19 protein-coding genes are annotated in these 24,932 nt (G+C 69.2%); 7 read left to right on the top strand and 12 right to left on the bottom strand.

Annotation, left to right across the window (positions count from 1 at the left end):
- Positions 1-83: 83 nt before the first annotated feature.
- Genes K7957_RS00095 through K7957_RS20720 form a run of 4 tightly spaced genes read left to right on the top strand, consistent with a single transcriptional unit; the run spans position 84 to position 5,015 of the window.
- Entirely contained in the window at positions 84-1,838 is a 1,755-nt protein-coding gene (locus K7957_RS00095) for an SIR2 family protein (RefSeq protein WP_223009997.1), read from the top strand.
- Entirely contained in the window at positions 1,835-2,449 is a 615-nt protein-coding gene (locus tag K7957_RS00090; protein ID WP_223009996.1) for a hypothetical protein, read from the top strand. The genes K7957_RS00095 and K7957_RS00090 overlap by 4 nt, the downstream gene beginning before the upstream one ends.
- Positions 2,446-4,860, top strand: a complete 2,415-nt coding sequence (locus K7957_RS00085) for an AAA family ATPase (RefSeq protein WP_223009995.1) — start codon at positions 2,446-2,448, stop codon at positions 4,858-4,860. The genes K7957_RS00090 and K7957_RS00085 overlap by 4 nt, the downstream gene beginning before the upstream one ends.
- 56 nt (positions 4,861-4,916) lie before the next feature.
- Positions 4,917-5,015 (top strand): GcrA family cell cycle regulator, encoded by a 99-nt coding sequence (locus K7957_RS20720; protein ID WP_223011036.1) that lies wholly within the window; start codon positions 4,917-4,919, stop codon positions 5,013-5,015.
- A gap of 427 nt (positions 5,016-5,442) precedes the next feature.
- Here the strand turns inward: K7957_RS20720 and K7957_RS00075 are convergent, their stop codons facing one another.
- The 9 genes from K7957_RS00075 to K7957_RS00035 form a co-directional block, all read right to left on the bottom strand.
- Positions 5,443-6,948: a tryptophan halogenase family protein gene (locus K7957_RS00075; protein ID WP_223009994.1), complete on the bottom strand. Its 1,506-nt coding sequence runs from the start codon at positions 6,946-6,948 to the stop codon at positions 5,443-5,445.
- Complete coding sequence (locus K7957_RS00070) at positions 6,945-7,970, bottom strand: cupin-like domain-containing protein (protein WP_343228247.1); 1,026 nt, start codon at positions 7,968-7,970, stop codon at positions 6,945-6,947. Before K7957_RS00070 ends, K7957_RS00075 begins: the two co-directional genes overlap by 4 nt.
- Positions 7,967-8,686, bottom strand: a complete 720-nt coding sequence (locus tag K7957_RS00065) for a SapC family protein (protein WP_223009993.1) — start codon at positions 8,684-8,686, stop codon at positions 7,967-7,969. The genes K7957_RS00070 and K7957_RS00065 overlap by 4 nt, the downstream gene beginning before the upstream one ends.
- A 277-nt stretch (positions 8,687-8,963) precedes the next feature.
- On the bottom strand, positions 8,964-12,158 hold the full coding sequence (locus K7957_RS00060) for a TonB-dependent receptor (protein WP_246616584.1): 3,195 nt from the start codon (positions 12,156-12,158) through the stop codon (positions 8,964-8,966).
- 345 nt (positions 12,159-12,503) lie between these two features.
- Positions 12,504-14,723, bottom strand: coding sequence for an aldehyde oxidoreductase molybdenum-binding subunit PaoC (gene paoC, locus K7957_RS00055; protein WP_223009991.1), 2,220 nt, complete (start codon positions 14,721-14,723; stop codon positions 12,504-12,506).
- Positions 14,724-14,727: 4 nt separating this feature from the next.
- Positions 14,728-15,696, bottom strand: a complete 969-nt coding sequence (locus tag K7957_RS00050) for an FAD binding domain-containing protein (RefSeq protein ID WP_223009990.1) — start codon at positions 15,694-15,696, stop codon at positions 14,728-14,730.
- Positions 15,693-16,328, bottom strand: coding sequence for an aldehyde dehydrogenase iron-sulfur subunit PaoA (gene paoA / locus K7957_RS00045; protein WP_223009989.1), 636 nt, complete (start codon positions 16,326-16,328; stop codon positions 15,693-15,695). The genes K7957_RS00050 and paoA overlap by 4 nt, the downstream gene beginning before the upstream one ends.
- A 162-nt stretch (positions 16,329-16,490) precedes the next feature.
- Positions 16,491-18,989, bottom strand: a complete 2,499-nt coding sequence (locus tag K7957_RS00040; RefSeq protein WP_223009988.1) for an ABC transporter permease — start codon at positions 18,987-18,989, stop codon at positions 16,491-16,493.
- The gene (locus K7957_RS00035) at positions 18,986-19,657 is read right to left on the bottom strand and encodes an ABC transporter ATP-binding protein (RefSeq protein ID WP_246616583.1); all 672 of its coding nucleotides are present in this window, start codon (positions 19,655-19,657) and stop codon (positions 18,986-18,988) included. Before K7957_RS00035 ends, K7957_RS00040 begins: the two co-directional genes overlap by 4 nt.
- A 20-nt stretch (positions 19,658-19,677) precedes the next feature.
- On the opposite strand from K7957_RS00035, the gene K7957_RS00030 reads away from it, so the two are divergent.
- Positions 19,678-20,418, top strand: a complete 741-nt coding sequence (locus K7957_RS00030) for an arylesterase (RefSeq protein WP_343228246.1) — start codon at positions 19,678-19,680, stop codon at positions 20,416-20,418.
- A 230-nt stretch (positions 20,419-20,648) separates the two neighbouring features.
- Here the strand turns inward: K7957_RS00030 and K7957_RS00025 are convergent, their stop codons facing one another.
- Positions 20,649-20,858 carry a hypervirulence associated TUDOR domain-containing protein gene (locus K7957_RS00025; protein WP_183919502.1) on the bottom strand — a complete coding sequence of 70 codons (210 nt, stop codon included), beginning with the start codon at positions 20,856-20,858 and terminating at the stop codon, positions 20,649-20,651.
- Between the two features lie 120 nt (positions 20,859-20,978).
- On the opposite strand from K7957_RS00025, the gene K7957_RS00020 reads away from it, so the two are divergent.
- On the top strand, positions 20,979-21,164 hold the full coding sequence (locus K7957_RS00020; RefSeq protein WP_223009987.1) for a hypothetical protein: 186 nt from the start codon (positions 20,979-20,981) through the stop codon (positions 21,162-21,164).
- Between the two features lie 37 nt (positions 21,165-21,201).
- On the opposite strand, the gene K7957_RS00015 is transcribed toward K7957_RS00020, so the two are convergent.
- Positions 21,202-23,214: a TonB-dependent receptor gene (locus tag K7957_RS00015; protein WP_223009986.1), complete on the bottom strand. Its 2,013-nt coding sequence runs from the start codon at positions 23,212-23,214 to the stop codon at positions 21,202-21,204.
- Positions 23,215-23,299: 85 nt separating this feature from the next.
- On the bottom strand, positions 23,300-23,704 hold the full coding sequence (locus K7957_RS00010; RefSeq protein WP_223009985.1) for a hypothetical protein: 405 nt from the start codon (positions 23,702-23,704) through the stop codon (positions 23,300-23,302).
- Between the two features lie 195 nt (positions 23,705-23,899).
- Between K7957_RS00010 and K7957_RS00005 the strand changes: the two genes are divergently transcribed.
- On the top strand, positions 23,900-24,932 hold a 1,033-nt coding region (locus tag K7957_RS00005; protein WP_223009984.1), incomplete at its 3' end, for a methyl-accepting chemotaxis protein.

The following is a 24,932-nucleotide window of genomic DNA, read 5'->3' as shown; positions in this document are numbered from 1 at the left end:
GAAGGCGTTGCTTCCCAATGCGATCGTGCATAGCATCTGACATGTCCGGGTGACGCTCGTCATGCCGATCGGGGAGGCATGAAGTGGGTCTTGCACCCAACGCGACCAATATCACCGTGCGCCAGGTTCTGGAGAAGCTCGATGGCGAATTCGCCGCAACCGCGAGCGCGGTTGAGAACGGCGAATTTGCACTGTGGGTCGGATCGGGGATCTCGCGGAAGGCACCGAGCCTCGGCGGTCTCATCGCAGCGGCGATGGAGTATCTTCGCGTTCGAGCCGTCGATCCGACGACCGAAGCCGGATACATGCCCGCATTGGACGAGGCTCTACAACTAGCCGGTACGGATCGAGCGGCAGTCGGCGCCGACCTCCACTCGGCGTTCGCGACATGGGGCGCCCACGATGCGATCGTCAGCGCGCTTTGGAACAGCTATTCCCGCGTTCTCGATATTCGCGTCGGTACCGAACCTGGCGACTTCGTCCTCTGGATGGCGATCGACATCCGGCGCCAGTTCGAAAATCCGCCACCGCCTGCGGCGGCGCACCTCTGCATCGCGCTCCTCGTACTCGAGGGTGCCGTCAAGACCATTGCATCCGGGAACTGGGACGGTTTCATCGAAGCCGCCATCGACCGTCTCGGCGGCGGCATTCCTGGAATCCTTCAGGTCGTCGTCGATCCAGACCATCTCCGCGATCCGCCCGGTTTGGCGCGATTGCTGAAGTTCCATGGATGCATCATCCACGCCGAGCAGGACGAAGGGCGATATCGCCGTTTTCTTACCGGCAGCCACACGCAGATCGCAATGTGGCCGAACAACCCGAACTTCGCCGCCATGCGGAACGAGGTGCTCGGGATCGCCACGAACCGCAAGACGATGGTCCTCGGTCTTTCGATCCAGGACATGAACCTGCAGGGCGTGTTCGCCGCCGCGACTGGAATTCACAAGTGGCCCTGGCCATGCGCGCCGGATGCCCCGGGCCACGTGTTCTGCGAGGAACAAATCACCCAGGGTCAACGCGACGTCCTGCGGATCGTCTACGGCGACGACTACAACGGAAACGTCGCAGCTATAAACGCGGCCAGCCACATGCGGGCGTGGGGCGAACAGATGCTGGTGGCGTTGGTGCTCAAGATGGTCGCCGACAAGCTCAACTGCCTGATGGGGCTCGCGCTCGCCGCTACCGGCAGAGGTCCGCTTCTGGCTTCTCTTGCCTCATCCGTAAACGCGCTTCGCGACCAGATGGCCGACGGCGCCGTCGTCGACGCGACCGATCAGAGCCGGACACCTGCCGTCAACAAGGGTATCAATCTATGGTCACGCGCAGTGGCCGTCTTCCGGGGCGGGCAGCTCCCGCAGGACCCGGCAGCCTACGAGCCGATCAGTCCGAACACCATCGGCCTGCTGGCAACGGACCAAAACGCCCGAGCTAGCAGGCTCGGGCATCTCGCCATCGTGGTCGCGCTGCTGGAGCATGGCCGGTCGACAGCGCAGTGGTCGCTCGCATCGCCAGCGGACGACGATCTTTCCGCCGGCGTCGCCTCGCTTCAGGCTAATCGCGCTGGAGCGCCTGTTCGCCCCGTCTTCCTGGTAAAGTCGGCATCGGAAGCGATCCGCCTCCAGGCCGACGGCGCGTACGCCAACGACAATTCCCTCGTCATCCACTCCGACGACACCTGGCATCTCACTATGGCCTCTCGCTCGAGTAGGTCACCATCGAGCGCGCCGGGCCGGACAGGATCGCTCGCTCCCTCGCATGTGAGCGTTGAGAGTCTCCTCCGCGCGTCCGGCGACATTGACGAACTGCGCGCGTCCTTCGCCGCCGAGGTGCTGTTATGACCTCATCGCCCCTGATCGCCGCCATCCGACAGCACCTCAATGACGCCGGATACGACGACCTGCCGACCCCGTTCAGGATGGCTGGCGTCGAGTTCCAGTTCACCGGGGCGCTTCGAGGTCGGCACGGCCGGGCCCTCGACCTCGTGCTTCTTGTCGACACCACGGCGGGTTCGTTCGGCGACATCGACGGCGCGCGTGTTCGTGCCAGGATCCAGGCACTGAGCCGCGCGCTCGACGTCACCGCATCGCGATACGTCCTGACAGTCGTGCTCGCGGGAGCGACGCTGCCCGGAGACGTCGAGGCGCTGGCGGACACCGCACGCGTCCTGCATGTCGAAACGCTTCCCTTCGACGCATCGGGATCACCGGACTTCGATCGCCTGGAAGACAGCATCCGCGTGCTGCTGCCCCTGTCGATCCCGCAGCCGGCCGCCGACGAGCAGGACGGCACGGCGCAGGACCAGCTGGAGAAGGCGTTGAAGAACGTTGTCGATGGAGCGACAATCAAGACCATCATGGACGCCGCGGAGCGCGGCGAAGAGGCCGTTTCCGAGGCGATCGCTAGCCTGATCGATGCAGCGCTCGCAAAAGAGGAGGAGGAGAAAGCATGACCGACCTTCTTCTCAAGGAACTGGACGTCACCGACTTCCGCAGCATACGCGGGCGCGTGCACGCGCCGCTCGACGCGCAAGTCGTGCTCATCCACGGCGAGAACGGCGCCGGCAAGACGAGCCTTCTGTCAGCTATCGAGCTTGCGCTGACGGGAGGCGTCCAGTCGCTCCGGCGGGCAGACCCGGACTACGCGTCGCAGCTGATGCACCGCTCCGCCGCACGGGGCAACGTGTCGGTAGCGACGGTGGGTACAGGCGCGGCCACCTATGGCGCGACGCTGTCCCGCGATGGAATTGCGACATCAAATTCCTTGGACGCGACGCTCGCGTCGTTCTTCAGCGAGCGCAGCTACCTGCCGCAGGCGCTGCTCGGGCAGCTCCTTCAGATATACCAAGATTCCGGAAGCGGCGCGAACTCTCCGTTGGCGAAGTTCGTCGGCGAACTGCTGCGCCTGGACCGACTCGATGCCATCGAAGCCGGGCTGAAGCCGCTCGGGGACGTAAGAAACGTCCGCAAGGTTGTGGATGGCTGGTCGGATAACGAGCTGGAGAAGACCCGGCTCGACGCGCTCATCAAGGACCAGAAGCTCAGCCTGCTCCAGATAATCGAGGACATCGGTTTCCAGATGTCGGCCATCGAAAAGGCGGCGGACGCTCTCGGGCTCGTCGTGAACCTCGACGACCGCAAGCTAGACGCCATCGAGCAGGCGCTTCTGCCAGCCGACGACGAACAGCGCCTTGCGGTGATCATCGATCGCCGACGTGAACTGGGGTCCATTCGGCGGGATCTCGTGCGAGCGGCAGGCGCAGGTCCGTCCGCATCCTTCACTGCGGAGTCGTCGTCCGACGTGTACGAGCGCTGGGCCGCAACCTACCTAGAGCGCTACTCGGCGCTTCGCTCGAAGATCGAGGCAATCCTACCCGCTACGCCAATGCCCGGCGACATGGCGGCCTTCGGCGACGCTGCGATCCGCCACCTGACACTTCACGCCGACCAGGCAACGTCCCGCGCGAATAAGGCTAAGACCGACGCCGAGCGGCTTGCCACGGCCGAGAGCGAGATCGAGGTCGCGCGATCGCGCCTCAAGGCCATCAGCGGAGAGATGGCGGGAACCTCGACTTCAGCAGGCGGCCTCGCCGCAATCCTGTCGGAAGTGACGGCCTTCATCGACGGCGAGACCTGCCCCGTCTGTGATCGCGATTATGCCGAGCTGAACGCCGGTACGCTTGTCGAGCACGTCCACGGCAAGGTGCGGCGCCTGTCCGCCTCAGCCCAGCGTCTGCTGGAGCTCGGGCGTATGAACACGCAGGCGCAGGCGCTCGTCGACAGGCTTGAACGTGAAATTGCCACGCTGATCGACGCGATCCCGGACGAGCGGACGCTAGCCGAACTCGACCGCGCCGCCGCGGACTCGAACTCGGCTCGCGCCGAACTCGCCGATATTCTCGACGCACTGAAGGAAGGATCGCGGCTGCGCGCCGCTCAAGTCGCGGCGCAGCGTGCCGTCACCGAGGCGCAATCGCGCAGCGTGGCGCTGACCGCGGCCCGCCAGACCCTGTCCGACTTCGCCGTGGCCGTCGCGACCCCCCCCATCGCCGATGGCGAGGACCTCAGCGTGGCGGCCGAGCGGGTTCAGGCCCTCCTTGACGCGGAGAACGCAACGCTCGAGGTCCGGCTATCGCTGCGGCGCGAGGGCCGCAGCGCTGTCGCGACGATCCGCTCGCTCCAGTCGCGGGCTGACCGTCTATCGGACGAGCTCAAGCAGCACGAGGCAACGCTCAAGATCGTCACCGGGGCGCAGCAGCGAGCGCAGAAGGTCAGGGTGCAGGGGACAAAGATCCGCGACGCCGTCGACGCGATCCGGTCGAGCATCATCCGCCGGGCGTTCAACGAGCGGCTTAACCGTCTTTGGCGAGATCTCTTCGTGCGCCTTGCGCCGGGGGAGCCGTTCATTCCGGCGTTCCGAATCCCCGAAGCGGCAACTCAGCGCATCCAGCCGCGCCTCGTCACCGACCATCGCGCTGGCGGCGCCGCCGGCGGCACGCCGGGCGCAATGCTCAGCGCCGGCAACCTCAACACCGCGGCGCTGACGCTGTTCCTGTCGCTCCACCTGTCGGTCCCGAAGACGCTGCCCTGGCTGATCCTCGACGATCCCGTCCAGTCCATGGACGACGTCCACATTGCCCATCTCGCCGCTCTTCTGCGCACGCTCTCGAAGGAGCACGGGCGGCAGATCGTCATCGCGGTCCACGATCGCCAGCTTTTTGAATATCTCCGCTTGGAGCTTAGCCCCGCGTTCCCGAACGACAGCCTGCTCACGCTCGAGCTGGCCCGAGGGCCGCATCAGGACACACGATGCCTGTCGCGGCGGTACAGCTTCAGGGAGGAGACGTCGCTGCTGGCGGCGTAGACACCATTCAGCCTGCAACGTGATCGTGCGACAGGACGGCTCGTAAAGACGAATAGCTGTGCGGCACGCAGGTAGGCGGCGTCAGCCGCAATGCCGTCGTGGGAAAGGCCAAGCGGCTGCGACTGACGTTTCGGGGATCGGCCGTTTCTGGATGACTCATCCATCCAGAAAATGTACGGCCGTTCCGTCGTGGCGCCGCCGCGATGCGGACGTGTCGCTGGTATAAGGATCAGTGGGGCCCCCAGGTATAGAAGCCGTAGGGACGCCATTTTAGAATCCGCGGATTTCCGCCGTTTTCCGACGATGGCGATTTCTCCCGTAGGGGTCACCAGCGGCGGATCGTGCGACCTGCGGGTTCGCGATCAGCGCCGGCGGTGGCGGGGTTTCCGCCCTCTCCTTCCAGCTATGTCAGCGTTACGCCGCGATCGAGCGCACGCGCGCGACGAGCCAGCGCGACCAGGCCGGCCAGCGGCGCAGCGCGCGCGGGATCACGCGCGGCCGGGGGGCGCAGCGCGACATGCCACAGCTATGCCCGTGCCCGCCTCTCCTGTCACCCACCAGTGCGAGGAGGAGCTGCCTCGCTCAGCGCGCCCCGCCCAAGCGCACGCTCATCGCCGGCGATGGCGCCACGAGCCGATCGAGATACTGCTGGTGCGTCGGCAGCGCCGCCACCTGGCGTGTCACGTCGCGGCCGAGTTCCGCGAGCGTCGCGGCCAGGCGGCCCGGCGGCATCATGCGCGCGACGCGGTTGTGCGCCTCGGGCATGAGCCGCTGACCGAGCAGCACCTGGACCCAGGACGTCACGGTGAACAGCTCGTCGCTCGCCTGAAAGGCCTGCGCGCCCTCGCGGAACAGCGCCAGCCGCGCCGTCAGGCTGTCGGGCAGCGGCATGTCGCGCAGCCGCTGCCAGAACGGCTCGTCGCGCTGGTTGACGTGATAGTGGAGGATGATGAAGTCGCGCACGCCCTCGATCTCGCGGCGCGCCATGTCGTTGAAGCGCGCCGCGAGCGATTCGGTCACCCCGTCGTAGGGGAAGAGCTGGAGCAGCCGAGTCAGCGCGATCATGATCAGGTGGATGCTGGTCGACTCGAGCGGCTCGACGAAGCCCCCGGCGAGACTCAGCGCGACGCAGTTGCGCTCCCACGCGCGCTCGCGTCGGCCGGTGCGGAAGCGGATCAGCCGCGGCTCGATCAAGACCTCGCCCTCGACCGTGTCGAGCAGCCGCGCGCGCGCCGCATCGTCGGAGAGATAGGCGCTGCTGTAGACGATGCCGTTGCCGAGGCGGTGCTGCAGCGGGATGCGCCACTGCCAGCCGGCATCGTGCGCGATCGCGCGCGTGTAGGGGGCCGCGGGTCCGGTCGCGGCGGTCTGCACCGCGACGGCGCGGTCGCATGGCAGCCAGTCGGTCCAGTCCTCATAGCCGACGCCGAGCGTCTCGCCGATCAGCAGCGCGCGGAAGCCGGTGCAGTCGAGGAAGAAGTCGCCCTCGATCCGGCGCCCGTCGGCCATCACCAGCGCGGCGATATCGCCGCTGGCGTCACGCTCGGCGCGATCGATCCGCCCCTCGACGCGAACGAGACCGTCGCGCTCACAGCGCTCGCGCAGGTAGCGCGCGTAGCGCGCGGCATCGAAGTGGAAGGCGTAGTTGAGCGAGGCCGCAGGCGGTCCGGCGAAGCGCCCCGCGCGCGCGGCCTCATGCTCGACGCAATAGGCCCCGATCTCCTCCGCGACGCCCTGCGCGCGTGCCTCCAGCCAGAAATGGTGGAAATCCGCCATCCAGGTCGATCGGCCCAGCGTGCCGAAGGAGTGGAGGTAGCGCTCGCCGGGCCGCGACCAGCCCTCGAACGAGATGCCGAGCTTGTAGCTGGCGCCAGTGGCGCGGACGAACTCCTGCTCGTCGATGCCGATGAGCTGGTGGAAGGCGCGCACCGTCGGGATCGTCGACTCGCCGACGCCGACGGTGCCGATCTCCTCCGATTCGACCAACGTCACCTCGACGAGCGCGCCGAGCTGGCGCGTCAGGATCGCGGCGGCGAGCCAGCCCGCGGTGCCGCCCCCGGCGACGACGACGCGGCGCACCGGCCTCACCGGTTGAGCTTCCGCAGCAGCTCGGCGCGCAGGCGCCGCGCGCCGAGCTCGTCGAGCCGGGCCAGCGCGCCGCGCGCGTGCGCGGGCAGGTGCGCCGCCGGGAGGTCGGCGTCGCCGAAGACATAATAGTCGAACATCGCGCGCCACGCTTCCTTCTCTCCCGCGGGGCGGTCACGCAGGCTGAGCAAGGCGTGGAGCAGCGTGTTCATCGGCGTGTCCATGAACGCCGGCGCCTCGTTCCACCAATAATTGACGAGCACGTTGAACGAGTCCAGCGCCTCGACCTGGTGCCACCACAGCGCGGGATAGACCACCGCGTCGCCCGGCTCGAGCTCGGCCACCCGCGCCGCCGCGATCGCCTCGGCGAAACGCGGGTAGCGGGCGAGATCGGGCTCGCGGAAGTCGACCATGGAGACGACCTGCCCGCCCGGCGTCGGCGCGAGCGGTCCGGGGTAGAGGTTGGCGACCTGGCCGGGCGGGAACAAGGTGAAGCGGCGGCGCCCCGCGCCGACCACAGCGACGTTGTTCGACATATCGTGGTGCGCTACCGCGGTGGTGCGGTTGCCGATCCAGATGCTCCGCAGCGCGCGGTCGAAGCCCGCCTCGGGCAGCGAGTTGGCCTCCGTCAGGCCGGGGAAGAACAGGTCGAGGTCGGTCGAGCCGACGTAGAAGGACTCGGCGTCGTCGCGGTCGAGCATCTCGAGCAGGCGCGCGAGATAATCGTCGAGGCGCACGCGCTCGCCCTCGAAGTCGAGCCGGGTCACCTCGGCGTCGTAGAAATAGCGGCCGCCCAGCTCGGCACGCGCGGTATAACCCACCACCGGATGGCCGTTGTAGAAATCGAGCAGATAGTCGGCGAGCGCGCGCGGGCCTAGGCGTCCCGCCGCGACCAGGGGCCAGTCGGCGACCAGCCCGCGCACCACCACCGGCTCGCCCGCGGCCACCAGCGCCGCGAGGTCGCGCGCTGCCGGATCGTTCGCCGCGATCTCACGCGCGCGCCGATCGGTGATCGGCGCGGTCACGCCGCCGCCCGTCGCTTGTTCTTGAGCTCGATCAGCCGCGACACATTCGCCAGCGACGCCACCGCCATGGTCGCGAGCCGCAGCAGCCCGGCACGATGCAGCCGCGCCAACTCGGCGTCGGGCAGCGCGGCGAGCGCACCCTCGTCGACCGCGAGCACGCCGGGCACGTTGTAGCCGCCCTCGTCGCCGAGATCGATCTCGAGCACCACCTCGCGCAACAGTCCCGCCGCGGCGAGCTGGGCGTTGATCGCGCGCGCCTGCTGCGCGCCCTCGTAGATCGTGCGCAGCGCCGCCGAGACATGCTGAAGATACGGCGCGTCGCCCCCATGCGGCAGGAAGAGCGGCAGGCCCGCGTGGTCACCCACGCGCGGGTCGTCGAGGTCGACGTGGACCATCGGCTCGCCCGCCTCCCCGCTCGCCCCGTCGCGCGCCAGCGCGATCGAGAAGGGACCGCGACGCTGCATCGCGGGCACGTAGCGGCTGGTCCAGCCCTGCTCGTCGAGAAAGAGGTTCTCGTCCGAGTCGAGGCCGAGCAGGACGACCGCGTCGATCGACTCGCCGTCGCGGCGGAACAGGATCGGGAAATCACGCTGCGCCTGCTCGAACTCGGCGGGGTAGATCGGCAGCTGGTTGGCACGGTCGCCGAACTCGGCGCCGGTGCGCGGCGCCACGCGCAGGTCGGCATGGTCGACGTTGTTAAGCAGGACTCGTTTCATGCGACTCTCTCGACGCGGCGGCGCCACCCTCTCCGCGAGCGTTGTGCACCAGAGCGTTCCGGCGCGAAAGCGACGATTTGCACCGTCGTGCTGACGTCAAACCTCCATCATCCCGAACTCGTCTCGGGATCCACCGTGCGGCCCATCCGAGCGGAGAGGCTCTCGCGGCACGATGGATCCTGAAACTAGTTTAGGATGACGGAAAAACCGGGGAAGGCTGTCGTTCCCCAAGGAAGATAAGGGGGCCGCCACCACCGGCAGCCCCCTCCCCTCAGGCTCAGAACTTGTAGCGAGCGCCCAGCAGGAAGCGCGGCTTGAGTTCCTGCGCCAGCACCAGGTTCCGCTCGGTGCGGCCGTAGGTCTTGACGCTCTCGCTGGTCAGGTTGATCCCCTCGAGCGTCACCGCGATCGTGTCGTTGACGTCGTAGCTGATGTTGACGTCGACGGTGCCGAACGGTGCCACGAACAGCGGGTTGCGGTTGCCGCCCTGGTTGGTGGCAGCGAGGTACTTGTCGCGCCAGTTATAGGCGACGCGCGCCGAGATGCCGTTCTTGTCGTAGATCGCGGTGGCGTTGGCGCTGTTGCCCAGGCCGGTCAGCGCGAAGATGTTGACCGTCGGGTCGGCATACGGGTCGACGTTCACGTCGCCGCTCACCTTGGTGAACGAGCCGGCGAAGCCGAAGCCGGTGTTGCCGAAGAAGTTGGTCCACGCCAGCTCGAAGCCGTGGATCTTGCCCTCGCGGTTGTTGATCGGCTGCGACACCGAGAAGTTGAACAGCGGATCGTTGGCGTCGGACGAGACGTCGATCTGCGACAGCACCTGGTCGACGAAGGTCTGCTGCAGGCCACGGCCGGCGACATAGTTGGCGTTGAACTGCGAGGTCGCCGCCGCCTGGTTACCACCGTTCTGCACCAGCAGCGCCGTATAGGTGAACAGATTGACGTCGCTCAGGTCATAGCCGCTGGAGCGGAGGAACGCCGCCGCGGTGCCCGAGCGCGAGCCCGCCGCCCCCGAGCTGGGATCGCGCAGACCGAACAGGTTCTGGTTGATCACGCCGGTGCCGAGGAAATTGGCGACACGCTTGTCGAAGAAGCCGATCGAGACGAAGCTCGAGGGCTTGTAATACCATTCCAGCGAGACATCGAAGTTGTCCGACAGGAGCGGCAGCAGGTTGGCGTTGCCGGTGCTGCCGGTCGGGATGCCGCCGAGCAGCGTCGGGCGACCCGGCGCGCCAGCCGAGGCGGTGGCGAACAGGTTGCCGTAATCGGGCCGCGCCAGCGTGCGGCTGAACGACACACGCGCCTTGACGTTCGTGATCGGCTCGATGCTGAAGTCGACCGCGGGCAGCAGGTTCTCATATTTGCCGCGCTGACGGATCGCGGTGAACACGCCGCTGGCGTCGCCGCGGAAGTCGTTGTCGGCGGTCCAGACGATGTTGTTGTACGTCTGCACCGCGTCCGAGACGACGCGGGTCTGCTCGTAGCGCGCGCCGATCACGAGGTTGGCCGGACGGTTGGCGACCTCGCCGTTCCAGGTGAACTGGCCGAACACCGCCCAGATCTTCTCCTGCACCGTGTCGTCCGCGGGCGCCGACGGCACCGGCGGCTGACCCAGCCCGGAGTAATAGGGGCTCAGCACGTTGTAGAGATCGATGGCGTTGCCGCGGAAGGCGATCAACGACGACCCCTCGGACGCCGGGTTGAAGTGGTCGAACTTGCAGGTCAGGCAATATTGCTGGACCAGCTCGGGCGCCAGCTGCTGGATGATACCTGGGTTCTGCAGGCCCCAGTCGCCCAGCGTCTGCTGAGTCTGCGACTGGGTCGAGTGCATCTTCGAGTCGGTGTACGAACCGCCCGCGTCGAAGCGGCTGCCGCCGCCGAGATCCCAGCCGAGCCGCGCCTGGATCTGGTCGATGCGCTGCGTCTGGCGGGAGATGATCGTGCGCGCCGGGGCGGCGCCCAGGTCACCGATGTCGAGCACGCCGTTGCAATTGCCCTTCGGCGCGGCCGTGGGCGTGGCACGATAGCAGTCGTTGATGATCTGCGCCTGCTGCGGGAAGCCGGTGCTGAAGTCGAGCGAGTGGCCCGCGATCACCGGCGCGCCGAGCGCGACCGTGGTCGCGGTGGTACCGTTGGGATTGTCGGGCGACGACTTGGACTCGGAGTGATGGCCGTCGAGCGTCAGCGTGAAGTTGGGCGCGAAGTCCCACTTCACGTTGAGGCCGACCGAGGCGAGCCGCGCCTTGGTGGCCGCCTGCTGCTGCTCGAAGCCCTCGTCCTTCGGGCTGGTCGGCAGATAGTCGCGCAGGAAGATCGCGGTCGCCATGTTCGGGTTGTCGTCGAACCGGACCTCGCTGAACGGGCGGTTGAACCAGTTGGTCTGCTCGCTGCGCTGCTCGCGCAGGCGGTTCTGCGCGAACAGGCTGTCGAGGGTGAACTCCAGCGTGTCGGTCGGGCGGAATTGCAGCACGCCCTGGAAGTTGATGCGCTCGCGACGATTCTCGGAGAACTGATAGCGGCTGTCGTTCGGCACCAGAACGTAGGGCGCGGTCGGCTTGTTGCCGTCCAGCACCGTGGTCGAATTGATGTACGTGCCCGGGTTGAAGAAGTCCGCGGTCGGGATGACGTTCCAATAGTTCGGGTTGGACTGGGCCGACGCCGAGTAGCGCAGCTGGTAGCTGCCGAATACCGCGGCGCCGAACGTGCCCTCCTCGTTCTTGTAGTTGAGCAGGCCCGAGACCTCGGGCGTGACGCGGTGCTTGTCGCCGACCGCCTTCTCCACCGAGGTGTCATACAGCGCCTTGGCGCCGATCGAACCGGTCACGCCGGTCTCGCGCGAGTCGAGCGGCTTGCGCGTGTTGATGTTGATCGTCGCGCCGATACCGCCGGTTGGCACCGAGGCGCGGCCGGTCTTATAGACCTCCAGTCCGCTGACGCCCTCCGAGGCGATGTTCTGGAAGTCGAACGAGCGCCCCGCGCCGCGCGCGAACAGATTGCCGCCGCTGGTGTCGATGTTGGTCGCGGGCAGCTGGCGGCCGTTGATGGTGACAAGGTTGAAGCCGCCCGAGAAACCGCGGACCGAGACCTGCGAGCCCTCGCCGTTGACGCGGTTGATCGACACGCCGGTGATGCGCTGCAGCGACTCGGCGAGGTTGGTGTCGGGGAACTTGCCGATGTCCTCGGCCGAGATCGCGTCGACGACGCCCGGCGAGTCGCGCTTGATCGCGATGGCGCGATCGAGGCTGGCGCGGACGCCGGTGACGACGATGTCGTCGACCGCGCCATTTTCCTGGTCCGCGACGGTACCCGACCGGGCGGTGTCGCTGTCGACAGCCTGGCCGCCGCCGGGCTGGGCGTTGGTCGCCGACGGTTCGCCGCCGGTGGTCTGCGCGAATGCGGGTGCGGCGGCGATCGCCAGCGCCCCGAGCGACGTGGACAGAGCAAGCTTCGACAAGACGTTAAGGCGCTTCATCATCCCCCCCTAAGGCGCTGCTGCGGAACCTTCCGCAGGCACGACCGGCGCCCCTGTGGGGTCACCAGATGTGATAACGCTATCAAGTACCACGCCGCTGTCAACTCAGCCGACGGTATAATGTCGCGCCCGATTGATCAGATCAAACACAGGTGAGAAGGTAATTAATACATTCAATTCTTTTATTCTTCTTCACTGCTACTGCGCGTTTTCAGGGTCGTTTCAGCGGAAGCGCAAGGAAATCCAGCCACTTGATGGCTGGAGGGAAGCGACGCCGTGGGGGCCTCACGCGAGAACGCGCCCGCTCTCCCGAGCGGACGCGTCATTGGCCAGCAGTGCTGCGGCTCAGACGAGCGCGGGCAGCTGCGACAGATGTTTGTCGAGTGTGACCGGATAGTCACGCACGCGCACGCCGGTGGCGTTGTAGATCGCGTTGGCCACCGCGGCACCGACCCCGCAGAGGCCGAGCTCGCCGACTCCCTTCGCCTTCATCGGGTTCGCCTTGTCGTCCGCCTCGTCTAGGAAGAGGACGTCCTGGTGCGGGATATCGGCGTGGACCGGCACCTCATAGGTGGCGAGGTCGTGGTTGATGAACAGGCCGAAGCGCGTGTCGACCGCCAGCTCCTCCATCAGCGCCGAGCCGACACCCATCGTCATCGCCCCGATCACCTGGCTGCGCGCCGACTTGGGATTGATGATCCGTCCCGCCGCGCACACCGCCAGCATGCGCCGCAGCCGGGTCGCGCCGGTGTAGGAGTCGACGCCGACCTCGACGAAATGCGCACCGAAGGTCGAGAGCTGCCAGCTCTTGTCGAGCCCGCCATATTCGATCTTGTCCTCGCCGGTCAGCTCGCCCTCCGCCGCTGCCTCGGCGAGCGCCACCGAGCGGTTGCCCGAGACGACCTTGCCACCGGCGAAGCGCGCGTCGGCCGAGTTGACCCCAACACGCTGCGCCACCGCCTCGCGCAACTTGACGCAGGCGGCATAGACGCCCGCGGTGGCGTTGGCCGCGCCGAACTGTCCGCCCGACCCGGCCGACACCGGGAAGGCCGAGTCGCCGAGCCTCACCGTGACCTGCTCCATCGGCACCCCCATCATCTCGGCCGCGGTCTGCGCGATGATCGTGTAGCTGCCGGTGCCGATGTCGGTCATGTCGGTCTCGACCGTCACGCGCCCGTCGCGCCCGAGCCGCACGCGCGCACCCGAGGGATAGTTGATGTGGTTGCGGAAGGCCGAGGCCACCCCCATCCCCACCAGCCAGCGCCCGTCGCGCACCTGCGCGGGCGTGGCGGTGCGCCGCGACCAGCCGAACCGCTGCGCGCCCTCCCGCAGGCAGCGCACCAGCTGGCGCTCCGAGAAGCGCCGCTCGGCCTTCTCGGGATCGACCATCGTGTCGTTGCGGATGCGGAAGTCGACCGGATCGAGCTTGAGCTGCTCGGCCATCTCGTCGATCGCGATTTCCAGCGCCATCATGCCCGGCGCCTCTCCCGGCGCGCGCATCGCGTTGCCCTCGGGCAGGTCGAGCACCGCCAGTCGCATCGCGGTCAGCCGGTTCTTGCCGGCGTACAGCAGCTTGGTCTGGTTGACCGCGGTCTCGGGGCCGCCACCGGGCTGGTCACCGGAGCCGCTCTCGTGCGCGATGGCGGTGATCGTGCCGTCGGGCGTCGCGCCGATGCGGATGCGCTGGCGCGTCGCCGGGCGGTGGGTGGCGTTGTTCGCCATCTGCGGGCGGGTGAGCGCCACCTTGACCGGCCGCCCCGCCGCACGCGCGCCGAGCGCCGCCAGCACCGCGTCGGCGCGCAGGAACAGCTTCCCGCCGAAACCGCCGCCGACATAGGGCGAGATCAACCGCACCTTCTCCTTGGGCAGGTTGAGCGTGGTCGCGAGATCGCCCCGCCCCCAGTCGATCATCTGGTTGGAGGTCCACACCGTCAGCGAGTCGCCCTCCCACATCGCGAGCGAGGCGAACGGCTCCATCATCGCGTGGCTGTGATCCGGCGTCGTGTAGCGCTGGTCGAGCTTGACCGGTGCCGCGGCGAAGGCCTGCTCGAACGCGCCGGTGCGATCCACCGGCGGCGCGCCGCTGCCCTCGTCGCTGTCGCCGCCGGTCAGCGGCGCGGTCTTGAGTGCGCTGTCGAGATCGTAGCGGCCGGCGGTGCGCGCATAGTCGACGCGGACCAGCGCGGCGGCGGCGCGCGCCTGCTCGAACGTCTCCGCCACCACCAGCGCGATCGCCTGGTGGTAATGGTCGACCTCCGGACCGCCGAACAGCTTGACCGTATTGTACTTGCCCTTGCCGAGCTTGCCCGCGTCGGCGGCGGTCACCACCGCGATGACGCCGGGTGCCGCCTTGGCAGCGGCGGTGTCCAGCGTACGGATACGACCCTTGGCCACTGCCGCGCCGACGACATAGCCATAGGCCTGATCGGCGGCGACCTCGTGATGCTCATAGGCGTAGGGCGCGCGGCCGCTCGTCTTGAGCGGGCCGTCGACGCGGTCGTGCGCGCGGCCGACCACCTTCATGGCGTCGATGGGGTTGGTGCCGGCTGGCGTATCGAACTTCATGGCCTCAACCCTTCTTCTGCGCAGGCGAGCCAGCCTGGTCGAGCACCGCGGCGAGCGCGCGAGTCGCCAGCGGCAGCTTGAACGCGTTGTCCTTGGTCGGCGTGGCGCCCTGGAACGCACGCGCGGTGACCGCCGCTGCGCCCTGCGGCAGAAGCGCCTCCGCCGCCTCGACCCGCCACGGCTTGGGCGCGACGCCGCCGAACGCCACCCGGCCGGTGCCGTCGCGCTGGATCACCGCCGCGACCGACACCAGCGCGTAGGCGTAGGAGGCGCGGTCGCGCACCTTCTCGTAGAAATGCTGACCGCCGAGCGGCCTGGGCAGGACCACGGCGGTGATCAGCTCGCCCGGGCGCAGCGTCGTGTCCTGCTCGGGATGGTTACCCCACAGCCGGTGGAAGTCGGCGAACGGGATGCTGCGGCGCTGGCCGTCGGCGTCGACCGTCTCGACCACCGCGTCGAGCACGCGCATCGCCACCGCCATGTCGCCGGGGAAGGTGGCGATGCACGACGAGCTCACGCCGATGACGCCGAGTTGGCGCGAATAGCCGCCGATCGCGGCGCAGCCGTCACCGGGCTTGCGCTTGTTGCACGCCATGTTGGTGTCGTAGAAATAGGGGCAGCGCGTGCGCTGGAGCAGGTTGCCCGCGGTCGAGGCCTTGTTGCGCAGCTGGCCCGAGGCACCCGCCAGGATGGCGCGGCTGAGCACGCCATAGTCGCGCCGCACGCGCGCGTCGGCGGCGAGGTCGGTGTTGGTCACCAGCGCGCCGATGCGGAGGCCGCCTTCCGCGGTCTTCTCGATCTTGTCGAAGCCGAGGTCCTGCACGTCGACGAGGTGCGTCGGCGTCTCGATCTCCAGCTTCATCAGGTCGAGCAGGTTGGTACCGCCCGCGAGGAACTTGGCGCCCGGCCGCTGCGCCACCGCGCGTGCCGCGGCGACCGCGTCGGTGGCGCGCTCGTAGGTGAAGCTCCTCATGCGCGCTCTCCCGCGACGTCGGCGACGGCCTCCGCGATGTTCGAATAGGCGCCGCAGCGGCAGATGTTGCCGCTCATGCGCTCGCGCAGCTCCATGTTGCTGAAGCGTGCCTTGGCGGTGAGGTCACCCTGGACGTGGCTGGGCACGTCGCGCTTGATCTCGTCGAGCACCGCCACCGCCGAACAGATCTGTCCGGGCGTGCAATAGCCGCACTGATAGCCGTCGTGCTTCACGAAGGCGGCCTGCATCGGGTGGAGCTTGTCGGGCGTGCCCAGCCCCTCGATCGTGGTGATCTCGTCGCCGTCGTGCTGCAGCGCGAGGCTGAGGCAGGAGTTGATCCGCCGCCCCTCGACGATCACGGTGCAGGCGCCGCACTGGCCGTGGTCGCAGCCCTTCTTGGTGCCGGTGAGGTGGAGATGCTCGCGCAGCGCGTCGAGCAGCGTAGTGCGCGGGTCGAGCGCCAACTCGCGCTTCTCGCCGTTGACGGTGAGGCGCACCGGCATCGTCGGGGTGGCACCCGAAGGCGTCCGCTGCGGCATCGTTTCAGCCGGTGCCGCCGCGGCGACCGCGCTGGCGGCGCTCCCGGCGAGCACCCCGCGGCGCGAGAGCGCGAATTCTGCTGTGTCCGACATCGCCGGCATCCCTCTTCCTGCCCTCCCGGGCGCAGCGTCCAAGTCCCTGTCGACTCAACAGGATCCTAACGCGCGTCAGGCCTATGTGGATCAACCGCATCATTCAGGGATATGATGAGCCACGCTCAGCGTCGCGATATCGTCACGTCGACGCGTTGCTCCTCACAGCTCGCGGAGCGCCGCCGCTGGTCGGGCACGCAGCACCGGCAGGCTGCCCGCCACGCCGATCACCACGGTCGCCGCGACGCCGACCAGCAGGGTCGCCGTCACCGCACCCCAGTCAGGCAGCCAATCGAAACCGAACAGCTGGGTAACCACATACCAGCCGCCCGCTACCCCGAGCAGCAGCGCCACCGCCGCCGCCACCAGCGCCAGCAGCGCATATTCGAGCAGCTGCATCACCAGCACCTGCCGTCGCGTCGCGCCGAGCACCTTGAGCACCACCGCGTCGTAGGTCCGCGTCGCGCGCGCCGCGGCGATCGCGCCGACCAGCACGGCGATGCCGGCGAGCACCGCCACGCCCGCCGCGGCCGCGATCGCGGTGGCCATCTGGCGCACCACGGTCTGTACCTGCGCGAGCACGCCGCCGACCTCGATCACCGACAGTGAGGGGAATCGTGGGAGCAGCGCGCGGGTCACCGCACCGGTGCGCGCCGCGGGCATGTCGATCGTCGCGGCGAGATTGTGCGGCACGTCGGCCAGCGCGCCGGGCGAGAACACCAGCACGAAGTTGAAGCCGAGCGTGTCCCAGGCGATGCGGCGGAACGAGGCGACAGTGGCGGTGCGCTCAAGCCCCAGCACCGAGATCGTCAGCGGGTCGCCGATCTCGAGCCCGAGCGACTGCGCCAGCCGCTCGTCGACGGAGACCAAAGGACGGCGCGCCTCGACCGCGCTCCACCAATGGCCGGCGCTGAGCGTGCTGCCTGCGGGCAGCGCCGAGGCGAAGGTCAGGCCGCGCTCGCCGCGCAGCGCCCAGGCACCCTCCGGGATCACAGCGAGATCGGCGACGCGCGTCCGGGCATAGCCGGTGATCGTGCCGCGCATGAGCGGAACGGTGGCGATCCCAGCGCCGGGCGAGGCCGCAGCGACGGTGGCGCGGAAGTCGCGCTCGCGCTCGGGCGGCACGTCGAGCACGAACAAGGCGGGCGCACGCTCGGGCACGCTGCGGGTTATATTGCCATCGAGGCTGGTGCGGATCGTCGCGAGCAGCACGAACAAGGTCAGCCCGAGACCGAGCGCCACCACCAGCGCCACGGTCCGCGCGCCTGGACGGTGGAGCGCGGCAAGCGCGAGCCGTGGCAGCGGGCGCCGCGGCGGCGGGATACGCGCGGCGAGCCAGCGCACCGCGCAGCCGAGCGCAACGAGCAGCAGCAGCGTCGCCGCGGCGGCACCGAGAAAGCCGGCGGCGAACAGCGGCCGCTCACTCGTCGCCAGCACCAGCGCGACGAGCGCGGCCGCCGCCGCGACCATCCAGGCGGCGGCGAGGCGCCCGCCGCGCGCGCGCCGGTCGTGAACGCCGCGCAGCAGCGCGGCGGCGGGCACACGCCCCGCCGCCACCAGCGCGGGCGCGCAGAAGGCGAGCGCGATCAGGAGCCCGTAAAGCGCCGCCAGCGCGAGCGGCAGCGGGGCCACGACGAAGCCGGGCGCCACCGGCAGCACCGCGCCGGCGAGCGCGCCGACCAGCGGCACCGCGACCAGCCCGGCGGCGAGACCGAGCGCGATCCCCACCCCCGCCACCGCGAGCACCTGGATGAGATAGACCCGAGTCACCGTCGCCGACGTCGCACCGAGCACCTTGAGCATCGCCACGCTCGCGCGGCGCTGCTCGAGATAGGAGGAGACGCCGTTGCCGACGCCGATCCCCGCGATCACCAGCGCGGCGAGCCCGACCAGCGTGAGGAACTCGCCCATGCGCGCGATGAAGCGGCTGGCGCCGGGTGAGGCGCGGTCGCGCGTGCGCGTCTCCCATCCCGCCGCGGCGAAGCGCCTGCCGAAGCTTGCCACCGTCGCGGCAGGGTCGCGCGCGCCGATCGCGACGCGGTATTTGGTCTCGTACAGGCTCCCGGGTTGCACCAGCCCGGTCCGCGCCAGCCCAGCGCTCGACACCAGCACGACCGGGCCGAAGCTGAAGCCCTCACTCAGCCGATCGGGCTCGTCCGCGATCACGCCGGCGACTCGGAAGGTGGCGGCGCCGAGCCGCAGGGGGTCGTGGACGCGCAGGCCCAGCCGCTCGACCAGCGCGGGCGCGACATAGGCGGTGTCGGCACCGATGACACGCACCGCTTGTCCCCCCGCGAGCGTCAGGCGACCGTAGAGCGGATAGGCCGCGTCGACCGCCTTGAGCTGCACCGGTGCGGTGGCACCGTCGCGCGCCACGGCCATCGACTGCATCCGCACCGTCTCGGACACGCGCCCGAGCCGCGCGATCGCGGCGCGCTCGTCCGGATCCGCCGCCCGCTGCGAGATCGCGACCTCGACGTCGCCGCCGAGCAGCACCCGCCCGCGCGCGGCCAGCTCGCCGGTGATCGCCTGGGTCAGGCTGCCGATCGCGGCGAGCGCGCCGACGCCGAGGAAGAGGCATAGCAGCAGCAGGCGCAGGCCCTTGAAGCGAAGCGACAGCTCGCGTCGGGCGAGCCGCCAGGCCAGCGCCCAGCCGCTCATCGCAGCCGCCCATCGGCGAGTTCGACGATCCGGTCACAGCGCCGCGCCAGCTCCGGGTCGTGGGTGATGATGACCAGGCTGGCGTCACTGGCGTGGCGCCGCTCGAACAGCAGGTCGACGACGCGCGCACCGGTCGCGGCGTCGAGGTTGCCGGTCGGCTCATCGGCGAACACCAGCGAGGGACGCGGTGCCAGCGCGCGCGCGATCGCGACGCGCTGCTGCTCGCCGCCAGAGAGCTGCGCGGGGTAATGGTCGAGCCGGTGCGCCAGTCCGACCGCCGCGAGCTCGGCCTCGGCGCGAGCGCGCGCGTCACCCGCGCCCTGCAGCTCCAGCGGCACCATCACGTTCTCGCGCGCGGTCATCGTCGGCAGCAGGTGGAAGGCCTGGAGCACGATGCCGATCCGGCCGCGCCGCGCCACCGCGAGCGAGTCCTCGTCGAGCGCGGCGAAGTCGAGCCCCGTCACCTCGACGCTGCCCGAGGTGGCGCGCTCCAATCCGGCGAGCACCGCCATCAGCGACGACTTGCCCGATCCCGAGGCGCCGAGCAGCGCCACGCTCTCGCCCGCCGCGACCTGGAGATCGACCCCGCGGAGAATCTCGACCGGCTCGGCGCCGCCGAGCGTGAGCCTTACATCGCGCGCGGCGATGACCATATGCGGCGGCGACATTCAGCGGAGCCAGGGCGTAAGTGACGCGATCATATCTGACATATGCGGCGCCGGCGGCGCTTCTCCAAGCCGCGCTGTTGGTCGCGGGCTGTTCGCCGCGCGACGACTCTGCTCCGGACGGGCCGCGCGTCAGCGGCAACGACAGCGAGGCCCCGCCCGCGCCGGTCGCCACCGTGCCGGTGAGCGGGCCCGAGCGGACGATACTCGCGCTCGGCGACAGCCTCTACGCCGGCTATGGGCTGGGCCGCGGACAGAGCCTGCCCGACGCGATCCAGGCGCGGCTGCGCGCCGGGGGGATCAACGCGCGGCTGGTCAACGCCGGCGTGTCGGGTGACACGACCTCCGACGGCCGACGGCGGCTCGGCTACACGCTCGACCGGCTCGGCAAGGCGCCCGACCTGGTGCTGCTCGGGCTCGGCGGCAACGACGTGCTGCGCCAGCTCGACCCCAAAGTGACGCGCGATAATCTCGCGGCGATGCTCGACGAGTTGGAGAAGCGGCGCATTCCGGTGGTGCTGACCGGCATGCTCGCGCCGCCGAACCTCGGGCCTGACTATGCGGGACGGTTCAACGCCATCTACCCTGCGCTAGCGAAGCAGCATCACGCGCCACTGTACCCGTTCATCCTCGACGGCGTGATCGGCAACCGGGCGCTGATGCTCCTCGACGGGGTTCATCCGAACGCCAGCGGGGTGGCGCGGATCGCCGATCGCTTGACGCCGGTGGTGCGGCAAGCGTTGACGGACATGGCGGGGCGCTGAGGGCCTGCGAGCCCGTTCTTGATCGTCCGCGACAACCGGCTTCACAACTGCCCACCTGCTCCGTCATCCCGGCGTAGGCCGGAGTACACTCGTCCGCGTATTCTCCGGCGAGTGAGGTTCCGGCGCGGTGGATCCCGACCTTCGCTTCGATGACGGTAGTAGGACACGACGGATCGCGGTGGATTATTGCAGCCTCGCGAGGCCGCCCTATCCACAGCCTGCTCTCACCCTCACGCCTTCTTCAGCTCGTCCGGCTTGTGGACCGCTTCCTTGCCCGACTTGTCGCTCTTGACGCGGTACTGAGGGTCGTCCTTGCTCGCCTTGGCGGTGTGGCCGCCGGCCTTCGTGGTCTTGGTCTCCTTCTTCACCACTTTCCCGCTGGTCTGGCCCTGCGGCGTATCCCACTTCACCTTGTCGCCGGCCTTGAGGGTCTTCGTCATGGCTGCTCTCCTGTGGCTCGTCGGACTAAAGTGGATTAGCCCGCCGCTTGTTCCTTCGCGCCGCGGATGCGGCGTTTCGCGCGCTCGCGGGTTGGAGGTCGCGGTTCCGAGGAGAGAGCGATGAGCGAGAGCGAGAAGATCACGGCCGGCGCGAACGACCGCGCCGTCGACGAGCCGCTGGCGAGCGGCGCGCCCGGCATCCCCGACGACGCGCTGCTGCCGAGCGAGAACCTGCCCGATCCGCCCAGCGACGAGGAGGTGGCGCGCGTCGCCCGCCAGCTCGGCGCGAAGCTGCCGGACGCCTGAGCGCAGCGCCGCAGGTTCTACCCGTGCCGAGCCGCCGCTAGAACCGCGCCCGCACCGCCCCCGCCAGCGTGCGCGGGTCGGCGGGCGCGTGGAGCCGCTGCGCGCCGTCGTACCAGACATATTCGTGGCGGTCGTTCGCGAGATTGCGGAGTTGCAGTGACAACTCGACCGCGCGGGTCAATTGGTAGCCCGCCTCCGCGGTGAGCTGCACATAGCGGCCGTAGCGCCCCTGCGCGTCGGCCGGCGTAAGCTCGTACGACGACTGACCGTTGCCCCACAGCGACCCGCGCCAGCGGCCACCGCGCGGCGCCCATTCGAGCCCCGCGGTGTAGACGTCGTGCGGCACGTGGTCGATCTCGTTGCCCGCCTGCGACGGCGTCGCCGGGTCCGGCACGCGGATCAACGCTTTCTGACGCGACCAGCTCGCCCAGGCCGACCAGCCGCGCCCGGCCTGGAGGCTCGCCTCGAAGTCGAAGCCGCGCCGCCGCGTCGCGCCGAGATTGTCGAACTCGCCCGCCGGGTCGTTGAGCCGGCGGCGCAGCTCGCCGCTCGCGGTCTGCTGCCACAGCGCCGCGCGCGCGGTCAGCCATCGCCCGCGCGCCAGCCGCACGCCCGCCTCAAAGCCCTCGTTGATCGAGGGCGCGAGGTCGCGCGCGCGCGGCGGCACGATGAAGGCGCCAGAGCCAGCGCCGATCTGGAAGGTACGCCCGTAATTGCCATAAGCGGTCACGCCGGCGATCGGCTCGACCGCGACCGACAGCTTGGGCTGGCTGATCGTGCCGTAATCGTTGACCGGATAGCCGCGGCCGTTGAGCCGGTTGACGTAATCGCCGCCGACGCGGTCGAGCCGCCACGCCGGCGTCACGCGCAGCCAGCGCAGCGGGTTCAGCACCACCTGGACGTAACCGCCGCCGACGGTCAGGTCGATGTCCTGGTCACGCGTCGCGGCGACGACGCGGCGGTTATCGGTCGTCCAACGCCGACCGATATTGTGCTGCCATTGCACGTCGCCGCCCGCCTCCGCCATCAGCCACGGCGCGGCGTGCCAGTGGACCGCGCCGACGACGCCATATTGCTGCTCCTCGGTGAGCCGCTGCTGCTGCGGCACGCCTGCGGAGAAGCGAACGTAGCGATTGTCGTCGATCATGTTGGCATAGCCGCTCAGCGATAGCGCGACGTGCTCGCTGGGCGCGGCGTCGAGCGTCAGCGCATATTGGCCGAGCTCGCGCGTGCCGCCGTCGCCCGCCGATACCGGGTAGGAACGGCGCCGGACGGTGTACGCGTCGGCGTCGGTGAGATAGCCCGGCTCGTCCGCCGCGGCGCGACTGTGGCGTGCGATCAGCCCGAGCTGCGCGTCGCCGAGATCGAGCCGCCACTTGCCCGACAGGGTCAACCGGTCGAAACCGGCATGGTCGCGATAGCCGTCCGAGCGGCGATAGCCGAGCGCGAGGTTCTGGCTGAGCCGCCCGGTCTCGGCGCCGGCGGCGAGCTGCGCCTCGGCGGTCCCGAACGCGCCCGCGCTGACCCGCGTGTCGAGATAGGTGCCGCCGCTGCGGGTGATGATATTGGCGCTGCCCGCGATGGCGTGGAGCCCCCAGCGCGGGTCGGAGGTGCCGCGCACCAGCTCGACCGAGCCGATCGCCAGCGGAGAGACCAGGTCGATGAAGTCCATCCGCCCGGCATTGTCGTTCGATGGGATGCCGTCGATCAGCAGCTTGACCGCGTTGATCTCGCCCTCGCCGTTGAAGCCGCGGATCGAGAAGCGCCCCGAGGTGGTGCCCTGGCCGAAGTCGGTCAGCACGACGCCGGGCAGCCGCGCGAACAGCTCCCAGGCATTGTCGACGTTCTGTCGCTGCGCGACGTCGCCGCCGAGCAGGTCGACCGAGGTGAGCACCTCGCCGGTGGAGCGGGTCATCGAGCGCGCGGTGACGACCACCTCGCCGATCGTGACACCGGTGGTTGAGGTCGGGTCGGGCGCGTCCTGCGCGCGCGCCACGGCGGGAAGACAGGCGAGCACGACCGCGCCCGCGGAGAGAAATTGACGAGACATGAGGGTTCCGATCGCTCGCGCGCCGAGGGGCACGCCGCCGCTGACAGGCCCGCGCGCCACAGGGCGCGGGGCGGATGGTCGGGGGTCAGACGGGCGCGGGCGGCGCCTGCGCGGGCGGGCGGAGGCGGTCAGCCGCAGCGAGCCGGAGCGCCCGGCCGTGCGCCGTCGCGGCGAGCGCTACGGCGTCGATGCGAGGAGCCAGCGGTGAGAAGTCGCCCGCGGCGAGCGTGGGCAGGCCCAGACCGGCGAAGGCGCAGGGCGGTTCGGTGTGGCGGTGCGGCTCGCCGTGGCCAGTGCGTTCGTGTGCCGCGTGATGCGCCGCCATCGTCGGCACCGCACCCCATTCGGGGCAGGCGACCAGCGTGAGACCGCGCGCCGCACCGGCGGGCATGAAGCCGGCGGGCACGATCAGTCGAAGCGCCATCGCGATCAGCAGCAGCCAGGCCACCGCGACCGGGCGCCGCTCGATCAGGTGCCGGAGCCGCGTCATCGCCGCTCAGCCCCTGACCGCGCGCGAGCCGCCGCCGCGGCGAGGGCGGGTGGTGTCGGATAGGGCGGCAGACTTCACCATCGACTAACCATGCTAAGCGCGTAATGGTAAACACCAGATTGAGACAGCGATTTGCGCTAACAGATTAGAAACAGATCGGCCTTATCTTGACCTCATCATCCTGAGGTCCCTTCCATGAAGAACATGAAGATCAGCGCCAAGCTGCTCACCGCCTTCGGCATCCTCGCTGCCGCCTTGGTCGCGATGGCGGCGATGTCGATCGACTCGCAGAGCAAATTGAACGACTACGCCGAAACGCTGGGCCGCAGCCGCCGGGATAAGCTCGTCGCGATCGCCACGATCAACACGGCGACATCGGACTATCGCGTCGCCGAGGCCACCAGCATCCTGTCGGATGAACCCGAGAGCATCGCCGCATCGGAGCAGGACGCGACCAAGCGCATCGCGCTGATCGATACCAGCATGGACTTCCTCGACCGCAATCTCACCGCGCCTGTCGCGATCACGTCGTTCCGCACGTTCCGCCAGCATTGGGCCGACTTCCTGGCGCAGTCGCGGGTGACGATGCAATTGTCGCACCAGAACCTCAACAAGGAGGCGCTCGCGAACTATCGTCGCAGCAAGTCGGTCTTCGACCGCGCCAACGACGACGCGGCCGAGATGCAGCGCATCCAAGTCGAGCTGATGGACAAGGACATGGCCGCCGCGACCGCCACCTACGTCTGGTCGCGCAACGCCTCGATCGCGATCGCCGTCGCGGTGCTCGCGCTCACCGTTTTCATGCTGCTCTCGCTGATCCGCGGCATCGCCACGCCGCTGACGGCGATGACCGCGACGATGCGCCGGCTCGGCGCGGGTGACCTCGACGCCGAAGTCGCGGTCGATCCCCGGCGCGACGAGGTGGGCGAGCTCGCCTCCTCGATGGTGGCGTTCCGCGACCAGCTCGTCGCCGCCGAGCGCGCCAAGCAGGAGCAGACCCGCCTGATCGTCGACAGCGTCGGCAGCGGGCTCGACTCGCTCGCGCGCGGCGACCTGACCGCGCGGATCGCGGCCGAGCTGACCGGCCCCTTCGCCAAGCTCAAGGACGACTTCAACAACGCGATGCAGTCGGTCGCGGGCACGCTCACCGCGGTCAACGCCAGCGCCGAGGGGATCACCAACGGCGCCAGCGACATCCGCCAGGCCTCGGACGACCTGTCGCGCCGCA

Origin of the sequence: Sphingomonas yunnanensis (genome assembly GCF_019898765.1) — a bacterium.
Classification (GTDB): domain Bacteria; phylum Pseudomonadota; class Alphaproteobacteria; order Sphingomonadales; family Sphingomonadaceae; genus Sphingomonas; species Sphingomonas yunnanensis.
This window is presented reverse-complemented; position numbering and strand designations above follow the sequence as displayed.